Origin of the sequence: Shinella zoogloeoides, assembly GCF_030733845.1 — a bacterium.
Taxonomy (GTDB): Bacteria; Pseudomonadota; Alphaproteobacteria; order Rhizobiales; family Rhizobiaceae; genus Shinella; species Shinella zoogloeoides_C.
The window spans coordinates 2,467,511-2,484,123 of the sequence record NZ_CP132311.1 but is presented as its reverse complement, the minus strand read 5'-3'; the positions used below and the strand labels follow the sequence as shown (position 1 = coordinate 2,484,123).

Sequence of the window (16,613 nt, the reverse complement as noted above, 5' to 3'; positions counted from 1 at the left end):
GTCAGATATTGTTCTGCAGAACCTCGCGAAGCTTGCCGAACAGCTCGTCGATCTCGTGCTTCTCGATGATGAGGGGCGGGGAGAGGGCGATGATGTCGCCGGTCGTGCGGATGAGCAGGCCCTTCTCGTGGGCTTTCAGGAAGGCGTTGAAGGCGCGCTTGGTGGGTTCGCCAGGGATGGCGGCGAGCTCGATGGCGCCGATCAGGCCGACATTGCGGATGTCGATGACGTTGGGGCAGTCCTTCAGCGAATGCAGGCCGTCTTCCCAGTAGGAGGCGAGTTCGGCGGCGCGGGTGAGCAGGCCCTCTTCCTTGTAGGTGTCGAGCGTGCCGAGCGCGGCGGCGCAGGCGATCGGGTTGCCGGAATAGGTATAGCCGTGGAAGAACTCGATCATGTGTTCCGGGCCGTTCATGAAGGCGTCGTGGATTTCCGAGGTCACGAAGACCGCGCCCATCGGGATGACGCCGTTGGTGAGGCCCTTGGCGGTGGTGATGATATCCGGCTTCACGTCGAAATATTGCGCGGCGAAGGGCGCGCCGAGGCGGCCGAAGCCGGTGATGACCTCATCGAAGATCAGGAGGATGCCGTGCTGCGTGCAGATCTCGCGCAGCTTCTGGAGGTAGCCCTTCGGCGGGATGAGCACGCCGGTGGAGCCGGCGACCGGCTCGACGATGACGGCGGCGATGGTCGAGGCGTCGTGCAGGGTGATGATGCGCTGCAGCTCGCTGGCGATGTCGCCGCCGTGCTCCGGCTCGCCGCGGGAGAACGCGTTCCTGTCCGGGAAATGGGTGTGCGGCATGTGGTCGACGCCGGTCAGCAGCGTGCCGAACATCTTGCGGTTGGACACGATGCCGCCGACCGAGATGCCGCCGAAATTGACGCCGTGATAGCCGCGCTCGCGGCCGATCAGGCGCGAGCGCGCACCGTCGCCCTTGGCGCGGTGATAGGCGAGCGCGACCTTCAGCGCGGTCTCGACCGATTCGGAGCCGGAATTGGTGTAGAGGACGTGGTCCATGCCCTCGGGTGCGATGTCGACGAGGCGGTTGGCAAGCTCGAAGGCCTTGGGATGGCCGAGCTGGAAGGCCGGCGCATAGTCGAGCTCGCCGGCTTGCTCGCGGATCGCCTCGGTGATCTTGGGGCGGCAGTGGCCGGCATTGACGCACCAGAGGCCCGCGGTGCCGTCAAGCACCTGCCGGCCGTCATGGGTCGTGTAGTACATGTCCTTGGCGCCGACGAAGAGGCGCGGCTCCTTCTTGAACTGCCGGTTTGCCGTGAACGGCATCCAGAAGGCACGCAGATCGTTGGGGGTGTTGAGGCGGTTGGACATGCGGTCTCTCCATGGCCTTGTCATGCGGGGGGCCGTCCCGGTTGGGATTTTTACCCGGCGGTCAAATTATCAAGGCACCTCGAGGCGTCAAGCACCGGTTTTCATGCAAAACGCCCCGGATTTGCATCCGGGGCGGCGAAAGGCGTGCGGTTTTTCAGGTTTCAGGCGATGCGGAGCTTCTTTTCCGAAGGGTTGCCTGCGGTCTTGTAGATGCGGTCGAGCGCGTCGAGGATGGTCAGGACGGCGTCCGACTTGCTGGAGTAGTAGATGGTCTGGGCGTCGCGACGCGTGGTCACGAGGTTCTGCGCGCGCAGCTTCGACAGATGCTGCGAGAGGGCCGACTGGCTGAGGCCGACCTGACCTGCCAGCGCACCGACGGCGATCTCGCCGCCGACCAGCACTTTCAGGATGAGAAGGCGCTTGGGATTGGCCATGGCGGAAAGAAAATCGGATGCAACCTCGGCCTGCGCGTGTTCCGCGTCTGAAATCTTGTCCATCTGAAACTCCTTTGGGCGTTTCCGCTTCAAATCATATGATTTTATGTGAATCCGCTTGTTAGCATATAAACAAAACCTACCTCATCAAGAGCAAGAAATGGGGGTAGGGGGTGCACGCATGGCGATAGGCCTTTTCCAACCGTCAGGCGATAACCCATGGATTTCCCACGCAAACGCCGATTTTCACCCTGCCGCCCTTGCTTCGTGAAGCAAACGCGCGAGTTCGCTGCGCAGTTCCCCGGCCTGTTCAAGTTCGCGTGAAAATTCGAGACGCTTCAATTTGTCGCCGCTTGCAAGATCGATACCCGCCGCATCGAGGCCGACGAGAATCCACTCGCCGTCCTTGGCGCCGCAATAGTGGCGGGCATAGATGCCGGCGGCTTCCGCATGGTCGCTGTTCATGTGCTCGACGGCGCCCGTTTCCATTTCGGCAAGGGCGGCGCGGGCGGGGGAGCGAATCATGAGGTCGTCGGCGGTGAGCAGGAAGGCCTTGCCGAAGCCGCCGTTGAGATTGGCGCGTTCAGGCACCAGGCGGAAGAAGGTGAAATCAGGGAAATCGACGTAGAGTTTTGCCTTCGGGTGACGGCGGATGAAGCGTTCGCGCAGCGCCGCGCGGGCTTCGCTGTCGCGCGCGACTTCCTCGGCCCGGCAGATGACGGTGAGGCGCGGATGGGCGAGGGGATCGCCCTTGCCGGGCTCACCGGCCAGCAGCGAGGCGCGCGGATCGGCCCTCAGCGCCTGGGTGTGGAAGGAGAGCGACGAGACGAGGATGACCGGCGTACCGTCGGTGTCGGTGCCGGTCAGCGTGCGGCTGGCGAGCGGGACGCCGGTTTCCGGTTCGAGGACGGCGAGCGCACAGCTTCGCGCCGAGCGCAGCAGGGTGCGGGCAAGGCGGCGGGCCTCGTCGTCCGTTTCGCGCAGAACGCTCGGTTTGTCCTTCTCGGTCATGTGCTCGGCTCCTGTCTGTCCGGATGCAAAAAAGGCGGCGCCCGTTTCGGAGCGCCGCCCTATCTAATCCGAACGAAGCCGTCTGTCAGCCGCGGCGTCGATGCCGCGTCAATCCGTTCACGATATCCTGCGCGTTGATCGTGCCGATCACCGTGCCGTTGTCGACCACGCCGACATTGCCGGGCGTGCGGGCCATGGCGTCGAGGATGTCGACGAGCGGGGTTTGCGGCGTCGCGGTCGCCGTCACGCCGCCGTTGCCGGAAGCGCCCTGCTGCATGACATCGCCGGCCGTCAGCATGGTGATCGGGTTCATGTTCTGCACAAAGTCCGCGACATACTGGTTGGCCGGGTTCTTGACGATCTCCTGCGGCGTGCCGCACTGGATGATGCGCCCGCCCTCCATGATGGCGATGCGGTTGCCGATCCGGAAGGCCTCGTCGAGGTCGTGGCTGACGAAGATGATGGTCTTCTTCAGCCGGCGCTGGAACTCCAGCAACTCGTCCTGCAGGCGCGTGCGGATCAGAGGGTCGAGTGCGGAGAAGGGCTCGTCCATCAGCAGGATCGGCGCGCCGGTGGCAAATGCCCGGGCAAGGCCCACGCGCTGCTGCATGCCGCCCGACAGCTCGTTCACCTTGCGGCTTGCCCATTTGGTGAGGTTGACCAGTTCGAGCTGTTCGGCGACGCGCGCCTTGCGCTCGCTGTCGGGCACGCCGGCAAGCTCGAGGCCGAAGCCGACATTGTCGGCGACGGTGCGCCAGGGCAAAAGCGCGAACTGCTGGAACACCATCGAGACGGTGTGCATGCGGAAGTCGCGCAGGGCCTTCGGGGTCGCCGCATAGGGGTTCACGCTGCCGCTGGCGGCCTTCACCTCGACCTCGCCGCGCACGACGGGCGCAAGCCCGTTCACGGCGCGCAGCAGCGTCGACTTGCCGGAGCCGGAAAGGCCCATCAGCACCAGGATCTCGCCCTCGTTGATGGAGAGCGTGGCATCCGCGACGCCGAGCACCAGACCGGTCTCCGCGCCGATCTCGTCGCGCGTCTTGCCCGCATCGACCATCGCGAGGGCCTTTTGCGGATTGTCGCCGAAGATGATGGAGACGTTCTTGAAGACGACGGTGTCGGTCATTTGGCGTCTCCTTCGTCGGAGGAGCGGAAGAGACGGTCGAGGATGATCGCGAGGATGACGATACAGAGGCCGGCCTCGAAGCCCATGGAGATGTTCACGGTGTTGAGCGCGCGCACGACGGGAACGCCGAGGCCCTTGGCGCCGACGAGGGCGGCGATGACCACCATCGACAGCGAAAGCATGATGGTCTGCGTCAGGCCCGCCATGATCTGCGGCATTGCGAAGGGCAACTCCACCTTGCGCAGCACCTGGCCGGGCGTGGCGCCGAAGGCCTGTGCGGCTTCCACCAGCGAGGGCGGGGTCGAGATGATGCCGAGGCGGGTGAGGCGGATCGGCGCGGGAATGGCGAAGATCACCGTCGCGATCAGGCCGGGCACCATGCCGAGACCGAAGAGGATGAGCGCCGGGATCAGGTAGACGAAGGTCGGGATCGTCTGCATGAGGTCGAGGATCGGCCGCAGGATCGAGTAGAACCATGGCCGGCGCGCGGCCGCGATGCCGAGCGGCACGCCGACGACCATGCTGACGCCGGTCGCCGCGAGCACGAGCGCCAGCGTCTCCGTCGTCTCCTTCCAGTAGCCCTGGTTCACGATGAGCAGCAGGCCGAGCAGGGTGAAGACGGCAACGCCGAGCGAGCGGCGGAAATACCAGCTGAGGCCCGTCACGAGCGCGATGAGGAACAGCGCATAGCCGAGCTTGCCGCCGGCGCTGGCGAAGGGGCCTTGCAACAGGAAGAGCACGGCGTCGATACCGGCCTGCAGGAAGACCTTGAGGAAGTCGAACAGTCCCTTGCCATTGGTCGTCAGCCAGCTGACGGCTTCCTTGGCGATCGGGCCGATCGGAATTTTGGAGACGGTGAGCCAATCCACGAGAGTAAGCCTCTGGCTGGAGTTTGACGATGCGCGACTATCGGGAAGGAAGAAGGGCGGGAAGGTTTCCTTCCCGCCCTATTCTTGCCTGTCAGAGACCAAGCGCCGTTTTTGCGGCCGGCAGGGCCTCGCCGCTGCCGTCCTTGGTCGTCACGCCGGCGAGCCACGGCTCGATGGCGGCCGGGTTGGCCTTGAGCCATTCCGTTGCGGCCGTCTCCGGATCCTGGCTGTCGTTCAGGATCTTGCCCATGATCTGGTTTTCCATTTCCAGCGAGAACTTGAGGTTCTGCAGGAACTTGCCGACGTTCGGGCATTCGGTCGTGTAGCCCTGGCGAACGTTGGTGTAGATCGTCGCGCCGCCGAGGTTCGGGCCGAACACGTCGTCGCCGCCCGTCAGGTAGGTCAGCTTGAAGTTGGCGTTCATCGGATGCGGTTCCCAACCGAGGAAGACGACCGGCTTGCCGTCCTGCTCGGCGCGGGCGACTTCGGCCAGCATGCCCTGTTCGGAGGATTCGACGACCTCGAAGCCCGACAGGTCGAACTTGTTGCCGGACACCATGTCGATGATCAGGCGGTTGCCGTCATTGCCCGGCTCGATGCCGTAGATCTTGGCGCCGAGCGCTTCCTTCTGCTTGGCGATGTCGGCGAAATCCTTGATGCCGAGTTCGGCGCCCTTGGCGTTGGTCGCGAGCGTGTACTTTGCGCCTTCAAGGTTTTCGCGCACGGTCTCGACCGAGCCGTTCTCGCGGAACGGCTTGATGTCGGCTTCCATGGTCGGCATCCAGTTGCCGAGGAAGACGTCGATGTCCTTGTTGCTGAGCGAGGTGTAGGTGACCGGAACGGACAGGACGGTAACTTCCGTCTCGTAGCCGAGGCTCTTCAGGATGACGGTCGCGGTTGCGGTGGTGGCCGTGATGTCCGTCCAGCCGACATCCGAGAAGCGAACCTTGCCACAGCTTTCCGCTTCGGCGGCCGAGACATGGGCGACGCCAAGAGCGAGGACGGACACGGCTGCGGCAAGAACGGTCTTGAATGGTGATGCAGTCTTCATTTTATTGCTCCCCTTATAAATGGTAGTTTAGCCAATCATCAAAACGATATGCTTTCAAGCACCTTGGCGTAACCGGAAGCTCCTGAAAGGTCCAATAAATTTCGGCCCGGTTCGCAATTTTGCACATGGATGTCGCAACGGATGGGCCGCGTCGATTTCTGTGGTTTTCGAGCCTTTCCGACTGGAAAATCGACCATTCCCGGGCCATGAGGCGGGGACGGAGAAAATCATGGCCAAGCTCTATTTCAGTTACGCGACGATGAATGCCGGCAAGTCGACGCTGCTCTTGCAGGCGTCGTACAACTACCGCGAACGCGGCATGCGCACGGCGATTTTCATCGCCTCCTTCGACGACCGGGCGGGCCAGGGCCGCATCTCCTCGCGCATCGGGCTGACATCGGACGCCATCGCCTTCGACCATACCGACGACCTCTACCGGCATATCGAGGAATTGAACGGCGACGGAGAGGGCAAGATCGCCTGCGTCTTCGTCGACGAAGCGCAGTTCCTCTCCGAGGACCAGGTCTGGCAGCTCGCGCGCGCCGCCGACCGGCTGCACATTCCCGTCATGGCCTACGGCCTGCGCACGGATTTCCAGGGCAAGCTCTTTCCGGGCTCGCAGGCGCTGCTCGCCATCGCCGACGAATTGCGCGAGGTGCGCACCATCTGCCATTGCGGCCGCAAGGCGACCATGGTCGTGCGCCTCGGCAGCGATGGCAAGGTGGTCAAGGAAGGCGCGCAGGTGGAAATCGGCGGCAATGACAAGTACGTTTCCTATTGCCGCCGCCACTGGGACGACATCATGAACGCCGAGTGAGGCGCTGGCGGCGAAGGAGCGACGATGAGACATCCTGCCATGCTGGCCGCGGCCTTTCTCTGTCTTGCCGCCCCTGCGCTGGCGGAGGGCGATGCGGTCGCGGGCAAGTCGGTCTTCAGGAAATGTGCGCCGTGCCATTCGACGGAGCCGGTCAACCGGGTCGGGCCGACGCTCGCGGGCATCGTCGGCCGTCCGGTCGCCTCCATCGCCGACTACGGCTATTCCGCGGCGATGACGTCCTTCGCGGACGGTGGCCGGATCTGGAACGAGGCGCTGATCGCCGAATACCTCATGTCGCCCAAGGCCATGGTGCCGGGCACCCGCATGACCTTCGCCGGCCTGAAGAAGATCGAGGATATCGCCAACCTCATCGCCTATCTGAAGGCGCCGGCGCGCCACTGATCGCTCGCCGAAAATTTTGCCCGCGATCTTGCGTGCGCCCGCGCGCGCTCCACATGTTGTGCGGGGCAGGTTCCTATCTGTCTGAAATCGTATAGTGTTGCCGCGACGGAATAAAACGGGCGACGCAGACGTCTGCCGTGCAGAGCTCAAGGGGAAAGAGGCATATGGCCACACTTCAGAACTTCGATGCGGAGATCGACAAGACCCGCAGTGTCGTCAACCAGATGCGCGGCAAGCTGGAGCAATCCGGCATCGTGCTGGAACAGTTCGCCAAGGCGGACACCAAGCTCGGCGACGTCAATTTCGACATCGAGAACGCCCGCATCCAGGACGTCATCTCCCAGCAGAAGGTGATGGAGGGCAATATCGCCGACCTCATCATCGGCCTCGAGGACGCCACGAACATCTTCGGCACCGAATTCGAGAGCATGAAGAGCTATACGGGCTACGAGAAGTTCATCGGCATCTTCTCCAAGCAGAAGATGCAGCGCATGCGCACCGACCGCGTGCGCAACATGTCGCTGGCCGGCAACCTGCAGGAACTGCTCTCCAAGTCCGACACGATCGTCGGCATCCTCAAGGAGCAGAAATCGATCCTCGACCAGCGCTACAAGACCTCCGAGGCGAGCCTCGTGCAGGTGATCGAGCGCCGCAAGGGCACGATGAGCAATCTCGAAGCCACCCAGAAGCGCATCGAGGAACTGAATCCGCTGCTGATGGACCTCGAAAACCGCATCGCGGCCTCGACGGACCAGAAGAGCCGCACGGACCTCGAAGGCGAGCGCTCGGCGCTGGCGACCGAGTACAACCAGATGCAGGCGAAGGAGCAGGAGCTTCTGGCCGAAAGCCAGACGCTGGAACGCTACACCTCGATGTTCCAGACCTTCGTCGATTCGCTCAATAACCAGATCGCCGCGCAGAACACGCTGATCAACAAGCTGACCATCGATACCGAGCAGCGCATCGTGCTCTACAAGGCGTTGGAAGACTCGTTGAAGACGGCCGCCCAGCAGGACGTGGCGCACAAGATCAACACGCTCGGCTCGCAGGTCGATACGGCTGCCGAGGAGACCATGGCGGGCATCGGCTCGGCCGCCCAGCGCCATATCGGCGACCTTCTCGAAATGCACGAGAAGAACATGCTGGCAACCCAGGACATCCAGCGCCGCAAGAAGCTCGCCGACGACGCCTTCGCCCGGCGCTTCCAGGCCGTCATGGACAAGCACAACACCGCCAATTACGTGAAGCAGTGATGGTGTGCATGGCGGTTTTGCTTGCAGCGGGGCCGGGAACTGGTGCCACCCCCCTCTGCCCTGCCGGGCATCTCCCCCTCAAGGGGGGAGATCGGCATGTGACGACGTCTGGCTATTCGGCGACAATGCGGTTCGCGGGAAAAGCAGGCCCCTTTCCAATCTCCCCCCTTGAGGGGGAGATGCCCGGCAGGGCAGAGGGGGGTGTTCGTGGGGCGCGACATCTATGAACATCCCCGCCGACAGCGCCGTCGCGCAATATTTCTCCACCATCCGCTCCGCGCTCGGTGGCCTCGAAATCTTTCTGGGTGATCGCAATTCGCCGCTCTACCGCAACAGCGTGGTGGGCGAGATCGTCATGCCGTATCTGGCGCGGCTGAAGGCTTCCTTCGCCTGCTGGGAAAACCGCATCGGCTTCGTCCAGCAGTTCCGCGTCTCGCGCGCCGAGAGCGGCTTTCCGGTGTTCCAGAACGTCCTTGAACTGGAGAATGACCGGCAAAGCGCGGAAAAGCGGCTTTCCGCCATTCCTGATGCCGACCAGCTTCGCACGGAGATGGCGGATTTCATCCTGCGGCAGAAGGCGTTTCCGAGCGATCTCCAGACGCGCATGGCCGAGCGGCTCTATCTCGAACAGATCGGCAAGGGCGACATCTTCTCGCCCTTCGTGCTGCCCGAGACGATCCGCGTGGCGGTCAATCCGAAGACCATGCGGCCCTATTACGTCGTCTGCTGGGGCGCCTTCGACGGCACGGCGACGCTGCCGATGGTCTATATGGCGACCATCGAGGATTCGACGCAGAGCATCGTCGACATGCTGGTGACGAAGGACGGCAAGCTCAACCCGGAAGTGGACATTCCGCTGCCCGTCGGTGGGCTGCTCAATCCCGAACTTGCCAGCCGCTTCGACGATTTCGCGCTGAAGAACAGCGCCTATTCGCTGACGCCGGCGACGATCGCCACCAATCTCGACAAGGATTTCCCGACGCTGCACCCCAAGCAGCTGCGCCGCATCGTGCTCGGGCCGTTCTATTCGGCAGGCATCACCGAGAACAACGAGCGGGTCAACGAGATCCTTTCCAAGGTGCGCAAGCCCGACAATGCCTGGCTGCTCACCTGGACGGTGCAGGAGGTCTTCTCCAAGGCCGAGCGGCCGGCGCAGAAGGGATTCTGGAGTTCTACCCCGGCGCAGGAGGAATTCCATATCGAGACCGACGACCTCGAAGCCGCCCGCATGGGCGTCAGCGCCTACGAGAAACATGCGCTCGTGCCGCACGACGCCTACCAGGCGCTCTACGCCGCGGGCGAGACGCAGGGAATTTTCGGCGCCTACAAGGTGCATGTGATTTCCGGAAACCAGGTCATCAGCGAGGGATGAGAGTCCTCCTGAAAATTCGGCGTGTCGATCCGCCGGCTCCTTTCGCGCTCCGCCGCGTCGCGCTTCTTGCCGATATCCTCGGGATATCGGCTGCAAACCGCTCCTGACGGAGCCCGAAAATATCTCGGCGGCTCTCCGCCGCCGAACTTTCAGAAGGACTCTACCATGAGCCTCAATGCCGGACTGACGACGATCCACGAGGACGACATCGCCAAGCACCAGGCGGCGGCGCAGAGCCTCGTCACCAAGCTTGTCATTCTCGAAAGTGACGATGGCAAGAGCGGCACGGCGCTCGCCGGCACAGGCCGGCGCTTCGTCTCGACCGTTTCGACCGCCGGCAGCCGGCGCACCCGCGAGGTGGAACTGGCCAAGACCATCCAGTCGGTGCGCGCCGGCGACCCGCTGCTCTCGCCGCAGCAGCATGCCGTGCTGTTTCGCGCCCGGCGCGGATTGCAGGTCGCGCTTGCGGTGACGGATGCCTTTTCCCGCCAGACGAACCTCGAAGCGCTGCAATCGCGCAACCTCGCCGCGCCGCTTGCCGGCGACGAGGCGACCCAGTTCAAGGCCCTGCTTTCCGCCTCCGCCTATATCGCCGCCTTCACCTTCGCGGCCTATCTCGGGGCGACATTGCCGGGCGAGGGGGAGCCGGTCGAGGACAGCGGCGAGCCGGACTATCTGTTCGATACGCCGCAGGACGCGCTGAAGAGCATGGTCGCCGGTCTCGACCGCACGATTGCCGGCGCACCCGACGACGCGGCGCTGGTGAGCCGGGCGCGTGCCTTCTCGCGCGTGGCCATCGAGGGGCTGATCGGCCGCCGGGCGCGCTTCACCGGCCTTGCCGGCTTCGAGAACGCCCATATCCGCATCGAGCAGGACGATTTCACGCTCTCCGGCTTCGACGTCGCGCCGGGCCAGAAGCGCAAGCCGCTCGTCATGACCTTCAAGCAGCCGAACGAGATCATCGGCAACCACATTGCCAAGTACCAGGCGATGAAGCTCGCCAAGATGCTGATGGCCTACGATTTCGACCGGCAGATGAACCCGTTCGTCGAACTCGGCGGCTTCCTCTTCACCTTCATCGGCGACGGCATGCCGGGCACCGGCAAGACGATCCTCATCCAAATGCTCGCCGGTCTCGTCAACGACTACTGCCAGATCGCCGGCTACGCTTTTCACTACGAGAATTTCGGCGTCGACCAGATCTCGTCCTATCAGGGCAAGTCCGGCCAGAACTGCAAGGAATTCGTCAACAACGTCATCAACCCGAAGGCCATCGGCTTCGGCACCATCGACGATGTCGACCAGGTGGCCGCCAAGCGCTCCGACGACCGGGCGTCTGCCGGCCAGCACGAGGTGACGGCGGTGCTGATGGAAAGCTTTGCCGGCGCCTCGACCGTGGTGCGGGGCAATTGTACCTTCGGCATGTTCTCCAACTATCCCGAGAATGTCGACGACGCGCTGCGCCAGCGCGCCGGCGCCCGCTGGCTGGTCGATGGTCCCCAGACCGAGGACGACTATATCGACATTTTCGCGCTGCTGGTCGGCAAGAACCATTCGATCCCGCTCGGCGAGCACACGCTGTTCGAGGGACAGGAGATCAAGCGCGCCGTCTCGACCTCCTACGAACAGCACGCCAGGCCGCAGGAAGACGGCCTGCTGGCCGTCTGGGAGCGGCACGAGAAGGAGCAGGGTGCGATCCGCTCGATCGCCGATGTCGGCGCCTATCTCCACCGCATCAAGCTCGCCGAGCCGCGTTTCACCGGCCGTGCCATCAAGAACATCACCGATGCGATCAAGATGCGCGCCATGGACGTGGACCTGCCGGACGACTGGTTCGCCACGGCTGACGCCTTCATGCACAAGGGCTACGACGAGAAGAAGGCGATGATCGAGGAACTGCGCGGGCCGATCTCGATGGAGATGGTCCTGCAGGAGATCAACCGCTACGCCGACTCGGAATTCCGCTACACCGACAAATCCGACGACGCCGCCGTCTCCGACATCATCCGCCGCGAACGCCAGCGCGAGAAGGCGGTTCGCGAGATCGAGACGATGAAGGCGGAAGGGCGGTGGTGAACGCCTCGTTGGAATATGCCGGCGCAGGTGCTATATGTTGGGATACAGATATCCCAAGGAGGATGGAATGGCTAAACAAACGGCGATCCGCCTTCCCGATGAGACCTATGAACGCCTGCAGGCATTGGCGGCGCGAACAGGGCGGACGGCGACCTACTATATTCGCGAAGCAATCGAGCAACATCTCGAAGACCTCGAAGATATCTATCTTGCAGAGCAGGAACTCGAGCGCGTGCGGCGTGGCGAAAGCCGGGTGTATTCTCTGAAGGAGGTCGAGGACGAGCTTGGCCTGGGAGATTGAGATCACCGAAGGGGCGAAAAAGCAGCTTGATAGGCTTGGCCATGCCGAGGCGAAGCGGGTTCGCGATTTCCTCGCCAAGCGACTTGCTCCTCCGGACGATCCCCGCCAGTTCGGAGCCGCCCTTCAGGGATCCCGGTTGGGAGCTTACTGGCGCTATCGTGTCGGCGATTACAGGGTAATTTGCGACATTCAGGACAACAGGCTTGTCGTGGTTGTCGTTCGTGTGGGACATCGGCGTGAAATCTATTCCTGAACCTACGAGCGGGGCGGCATGAAACGCCTCCTCGAAGCAGAATTGATCTATGGCCGGCTGCTGCCGGTCGATGAGCCGCATCTGGTCGAGCGCTACAACAAGGCGCTCGACGGGTTCGGCATGCGGCGCACCGGGCTTTCGAGCTTCCGCATCGACATGACCGGCTTTTCGCCGGAGATCGCGGACGAGCTCGGCGACCGCGACTATCTCGATCCGAACCGCGTCAACCGCCGCTTCATAATCATGACGCCGGAGCAGGTGAACCTGCCGGTCGTGCATACGAGCTTTTCCAACACCGCCGCGCTGATGCACGAGTTCTTCTCGGCCAACGCGCGGGCGATCAACGCGATCACCATCCGCGACGCGCTCTACGGCGAGATCGAGGACTCGGTGTCGGCGGTCAACGATATCGATGACCTGCTCTCGATCAACGAGGTGCGCTTCAAGGTGCTGTCGGCCGAGGACATGCTCGGCAAGGCGGGGGAACTGCGCGGACTGGTCGACCGGCTGAAGACGGTGCCGAATGCCTGGGCGGACGACGCCATGCTGAACCGCATGGTGGAGCTTGCCAAGCAGACGGGCGACATCCGCCAGAACGCGCTGGTGCCGGACCAGCTCGTCTTCCGCCACGAGGCCTATTGGGCCAACCATTTCGGCGGGGTCTACGTCTTCCTCGACGACAAGACGACGACGGTGATCTGCGATCCGACCGTGCCGGGCTTCCGCCGCTCACGGCCTTGGCAGGTCAGCTATATCGCACTCGACGACCACAAGCGGATCTTCGATTTCCTGGCCTCCACGAAACGGCTGGAACTGCCGCGCGCCTCCTGGGTCGAGCCGTCGGGCCTCTTCCAGCACCGGGCGGACATGACGGTCGCCGGCCTCGTCAACCAGGCGGATCCGACGGCCGATCTCGAAAAGGCGGACCGCATTTGGCTGCAGACCTGGATGCATCGCAATGCGGCGCTGGTCGCCGGCGACGGCACCTATCCCTTCTTGCAGGAGGCGGTTCGCGCGCTGGCCGCGACCGGCGAGATCAAGATCGGCGAGGTCGCGCCCGAGCGGCGGTTCCTTCTGGTGCGCGCGGCGCCCGACCATCCGGACCAATGGCTGGTCAATCGCCTGATCTCCCAGATGGTGCCCTACGATTTCGTCTCGCGCTTCGTGTTCGACAAGCAGGGCTTCTACGCGGCTTACGAGCAATACAGCGAAAAGTTCCGCGAGTACGTTGTGACCACGTTGACGCGGACCTATCTGCAAGACAAGGCTGCTTTCCGCCGGAAACTCTACGGCATCAAAGAGGACGACACCAATGCTTGACCCGATCGCCCTGTTCTTCCAGCGCATTTTCGCGGCCATCGGCAGGGGCATCGGAACGGTGGTCGCCTGGATCCTCTGGCCGTTCATCACCGTGGCGAACTGGTATCGCGCCCGCGGCTGGATCATCAAGGGACCGATCGGCATCGGCCTTCTCGTCCTCTTCGGCTTCTACGCCTACTTCATCTGGCAGACCCAGGTGTGGAGCGGCTTCAACCCGGACTATGTGAACAGTTACAATCTCGGGGAGCGCAAGCAGGACGCGGGCTCCACGTCGACGGCGACGGCATCGGCCACGCCGGCGGCAGGCGAGGCCTCGGAGCCCGAACCCAAGACCTGCGTGCGCTCGGCGATCGTCGACGTCACGGCCGACCTCATCGACGTCAACGTCAACCAGAGCGCCTGGATCTCCTCGATGCTGCTCTACAAGCTCGGGCTGTTCGGGCTCGACTGGGACAAGACGCCCTGGTTCGACAACAAGGCCTCGTTCCAGCGCGGCATCAACCAGGCGGTCCGCCGGACGGCGGTGGAACTTGTCGATTCGCTCGGTCGCGTTCGCGGCACGTCCGGCATCAACGCCGACCTCCAGCGCGCCCGCGGCAATATCCAGTTCGACGAGGAAACCTGGTATTTCGGCTCGGATTCGCTGCTGCCGAAGACGCCGACGCCGAACTACTACCGTTCGGCGATGGCGGACCTGCGAAAGTTCAACACGTCGCTTGAATCCTGCGAGGCCATCTTTGACGGGCGCTCGGACAACCTGATCGAATTCCTCGATCGCATTGCCAACGATATCGGCTCTACCTCCGCCATCATCCGCGAGCGCTCGGAGTTCCACAATGGCGGCTGGTTCGACACGCGGGCGGACGATCGCTTCTGGTTCGCCTACGGCCAGCTCTACGGCTACTACGGCATCCTTTCGGCCGCCGGCGCCGATTTCGACGCGATCATCAAGGCGCGCGGCATCGAGCCGCTCTGGATCGAAAGCATCAAGCAACTGCGCTCCGCATTGAACATCCAGCCCGCGATCATCTCGAACGGCCGCGAGGACGGCTGGATCATGCCGACGCACCTTGCCACGATGGGCTTCTATATCCTGCGCGTGCGCTCCAACCTCGTCGAAATGCGCGACGTGCTGGCGCGGTAAAGGAGCTGGACACACAGGCAGGAGCCGACAGGGATTGACGAATTCGGACCTTTCGGCAGCATCTGCTGCCAATTGCAATGCATGCCGACGAAGCAGGAAAATGCCGCCTTCGGGAGAGGAGACCCGGCTGCGGTAGCAACGCTTGAGGGAGCGACACCGCATGGCCGACGTGAAATCCGATATCGAGATCGCCCGCGCGGCGAAGAAGAGACCGATCCTGGAGATCGGCGAAAAACTCGGCATACCCGCCGAGCACCTTCTGCCCTACGGCCATGACAAGGCGAAGATCAGCGCCGAATTCATCGCCGCGCAGCGGGGCAGGAAGAACGGCAAGCTGATCCTCGTCACGGCGATCAATCCGACACCGGCGGGCGAGGGCAAGACGACGACGACCGTCGGCCTCGGCGACGGGCTCAACCGCATCGGCAAGCGAGCCGTCACCTGTATCCGTGAAGCCTCGCTTGGCCCCTGCTTCGGCGTGAAGGGCGGGGCGGCCGGCGGCGGCTATGCGCAAGTCGTGCCCATGGAGGACATGAACCTCCATTTCACCGGCGATTTCCACGCCATCACTTCGGCGCACAACCTGCTTTCCGCGCTGATCGACAACCACATCTACTGGGGCAACGAACAGAACATCGACATCCGCCGCATCGCCTGGCGGCGCGTGATGGACATGAACGACCGGGCGCTGCGCCATATCGTCGGCTCGCTGGGGGGCGTCGCCAACGGCTATCCGCGCGAGACCGGCTTCGACATCACCGTCGCCTCGGAGGTCATGGCGATCCTCTGTCTTGCGATGGACCTGAGGGACCTCGAAAGGCGCCTCGGCAATATCATCATCGGCTACCGCCGCGACAAGTCGCCGGTCTTTGCGCGGGATATCAAGGCGGATGGCGCGATGACGGTGCTCCTGAAAGACGCCATGCAGCCGAACCTCGTGCAGACGCTGGAAAACAATCCGGCCTTCGTGCATGGCGGCCCGTTCGCCAACATCGCGCATGGCTGCAATTCCGTCGTCGCCACCACGACGGCGCTCAAGCTTGCCGACTATGTGGTGACGGAAGCGGGGTTCGGAGCCGATCTCGGGGCGGAGAAATTCTTCGACATCAAGTGCCGCAAGGCCGGGCTGAAGCCGGATGCCGCGGTCATCGTGGCGACCGTGCGCGCCATGAAGATGAACGGCGGGGTGAAGAAGGACGATCTCGGCCGGGAGAATGTCGAGGCGGTCCGCAAGGGTTGCGCCAACCTTGGCCGGCATGTGCAGAACGTGAAGAAGTTCGGCGTGCCCGTGGTCGTCGCCATCAACCATTTCACCTCGGATACGGACGCCGAAATCCGGGCGGTGAAGGACTTCGTCGCCACGCTCGGCGCCGAGGCCATCCTGTGCCAGCACTGGGCGCTCGGCTCGGCCGGCATCGAGGAGCTGGCGCGCAAGGTGGTGGAGTTGGCCGAATCCGGCCTTTCGCAATTCTCGCCGCTCTACCCGGACGACATGCCGCTGTTCCAGAAGATCGAGACGATTGCCAAGGACATCTACCATGCCGGCGAGGTGATCGCCGACAAGTCGGTGCGCGACCAGTTGCGCGTCTGGGAGGAGCAGGGCTACGGCAAGCTGCCGGTTTGCATGGCCAAGACGCAATATTCCTTCTCGACCGATCCGAACCTGCGCGGCGCGCCCTCCGGCCATACGGTGCCGGTGCGCGAGGTCAGGCTTTCGGCCGGTGCCGGCTTCGTCGTCGTCATCACCGGTGAGATCATGACCATGCCGGGCCTGCCGAAGGTGCCCTCGTCGGAGAAGATCTTCCTCAACGAAGAGGGCTATATCGAAGGCCTGTTCTGAGCCGCAAAAAGGGGCGC

General features: G+C 63.4%; 16 protein-coding genes. 10 read left to right on the top strand and 6 right to left on the bottom strand.

Translation table 11 applies throughout. The features are described 5' to 3' along the window. Position 1: 1 nt before the first annotated feature. From Q9316_RS13290 to Q9316_RS13265, 6 genes are all read right to left on the bottom strand, one after another. Entirely contained in the window at positions 2-1,327 is a 1,326-nt protein-coding gene (locus tag Q9316_RS13290) for an aspartate aminotransferase family protein (RefSeq protein WP_306032081.1), read from the bottom strand. Positions 1,328-1,488: 161 nt separating this feature from the next. Continuing rightward, the gene (locus tag Q9316_RS13285; protein ID WP_306032080.1) at positions 1,489-1,824 is read right to left on the bottom strand and encodes an ArsR/SmtB family transcription factor; all 336 of its coding nucleotides are present in this window, start codon (positions 1,822-1,824) and stop codon (positions 1,489-1,491) included. Between the two features lie 183 nt (positions 1,825-2,007). Continuing rightward, complete coding sequence (locus tag Q9316_RS13280) at positions 2,008-2,772, bottom strand: HugZ family pyridoxamine 5'-phosphate oxidase (RefSeq protein ID WP_306032079.1); 765 nt, start codon at positions 2,770-2,772, stop codon at positions 2,008-2,010. Positions 2,773-2,857: 85 nt separating this feature from the next. Further along, positions 2,858-3,898, bottom strand: coding sequence for a choline ABC transporter ATP-binding protein (gene choV, locus Q9316_RS13275; RefSeq protein ID WP_306032078.1), 1,041 nt, complete (start codon positions 3,896-3,898; stop codon positions 2,858-2,860). Next, complete coding sequence (gene choW / locus Q9316_RS13270; RefSeq protein WP_306032077.1) at positions 3,895-4,767, bottom strand: choline ABC transporter permease subunit; 873 nt, start codon at positions 4,765-4,767, stop codon at positions 3,895-3,897. The genes choV and choW overlap by 4 nt, the downstream gene beginning before the upstream one ends. 91 nt (positions 4,768-4,858) lie before the next feature. Continuing rightward, positions 4,859-5,818 carry a choline ABC transporter substrate-binding protein gene (locus tag Q9316_RS13265; protein WP_306032076.1) on the bottom strand — a complete coding sequence of 320 codons (960 nt, stop codon included), beginning with the start codon at positions 5,816-5,818 and terminating at the stop codon, positions 4,859-4,861. 229 nt (positions 5,819-6,047) lie between these two features. Here Q9316_RS13265 and Q9316_RS13260 point away from each other — a divergent pair, with 229 nt between their 5' ends. The 10 genes from Q9316_RS13260 (at position 6,048) to Q9316_RS13215 (ending at position 16,596) form a co-directional block, all read left to right on the top strand. After that, entirely contained in the window at positions 6,048-6,635 is a 588-nt protein-coding gene (locus Q9316_RS13260; protein WP_306032075.1) for a thymidine kinase, read from the top strand. Positions 6,636-6,659: 24 nt separating this feature from the next. Further along, a complete protein-coding gene (locus Q9316_RS13255) occupies positions 6,660-7,037 on the top strand; it encodes a c-type cytochrome (protein WP_306032074.1) in 378 nt (125 codons plus the stop codon). 164 nt (positions 7,038-7,201) lie between these two features. After that, positions 7,202-8,290: a hypothetical protein gene (locus Q9316_RS13250; RefSeq protein ID WP_306032073.1), complete on the top strand. Its 1,089-nt coding sequence runs from the start codon at positions 7,202-7,204 to the stop codon at positions 8,288-8,290. Positions 8,291-8,513: 223 nt separating this feature from the next. Next, positions 8,514-9,662, top strand: coding sequence for a hypothetical protein (locus Q9316_RS13245; protein WP_306032072.1), 1,149 nt, complete (start codon positions 8,514-8,516; stop codon positions 9,660-9,662). Positions 9,663-9,827: 165 nt separating this feature from the next. Continuing rightward, complete coding sequence (locus tag Q9316_RS13240; protein ID WP_306032071.1) at positions 9,828-11,738, top strand: AAA family ATPase; 1,911 nt, start codon at positions 9,828-9,830, stop codon at positions 11,736-11,738. A gap of 67 nt (positions 11,739-11,805) precedes the next feature. Further along, positions 11,806-12,039: a type II toxin-antitoxin system RelB family antitoxin gene (gene relB, locus Q9316_RS13235; protein ID WP_306032070.1), complete on the top strand. Its 234-nt coding sequence runs from the start codon at positions 11,806-11,808 to the stop codon at positions 12,037-12,039. Next, a complete protein-coding gene (locus Q9316_RS13230; protein WP_306032069.1) occupies positions 12,023-12,292 on the top strand; it encodes a type II toxin-antitoxin system RelE family toxin in 270 nt (89 codons plus the stop codon). The genes relB and Q9316_RS13230 overlap by 17 nt, the downstream gene beginning before the upstream one ends. An 18-nt stretch (positions 12,293-12,310) precedes the next feature. Continuing rightward, positions 12,311-13,612: a DUF6638 family protein gene (locus Q9316_RS13225; RefSeq protein ID WP_306032068.1), complete on the top strand. Its 1,302-nt coding sequence runs from the start codon at positions 12,311-12,313 to the stop codon at positions 13,610-13,612. Then, the gene (locus Q9316_RS13220) at positions 13,605-14,756 is read left to right on the top strand and encodes a DUF2333 family protein (protein WP_306032067.1); all 1,152 of its coding nucleotides are present in this window, start codon (positions 13,605-13,607) and stop codon (positions 14,754-14,756) included. The genes Q9316_RS13225 and Q9316_RS13220 overlap by 8 nt, the downstream gene beginning before the upstream one ends. 160 nt (positions 14,757-14,916) lie before the next feature. Continuing rightward, the gene (locus tag Q9316_RS13215; protein ID WP_306032066.1) at positions 14,917-16,596 is read left to right on the top strand and encodes a formate--tetrahydrofolate ligase; all 1,680 of its coding nucleotides are present in this window, start codon (positions 14,917-14,919) and stop codon (positions 16,594-16,596) included. Positions 16,597-16,613: the final 17 nt, after the last annotated feature.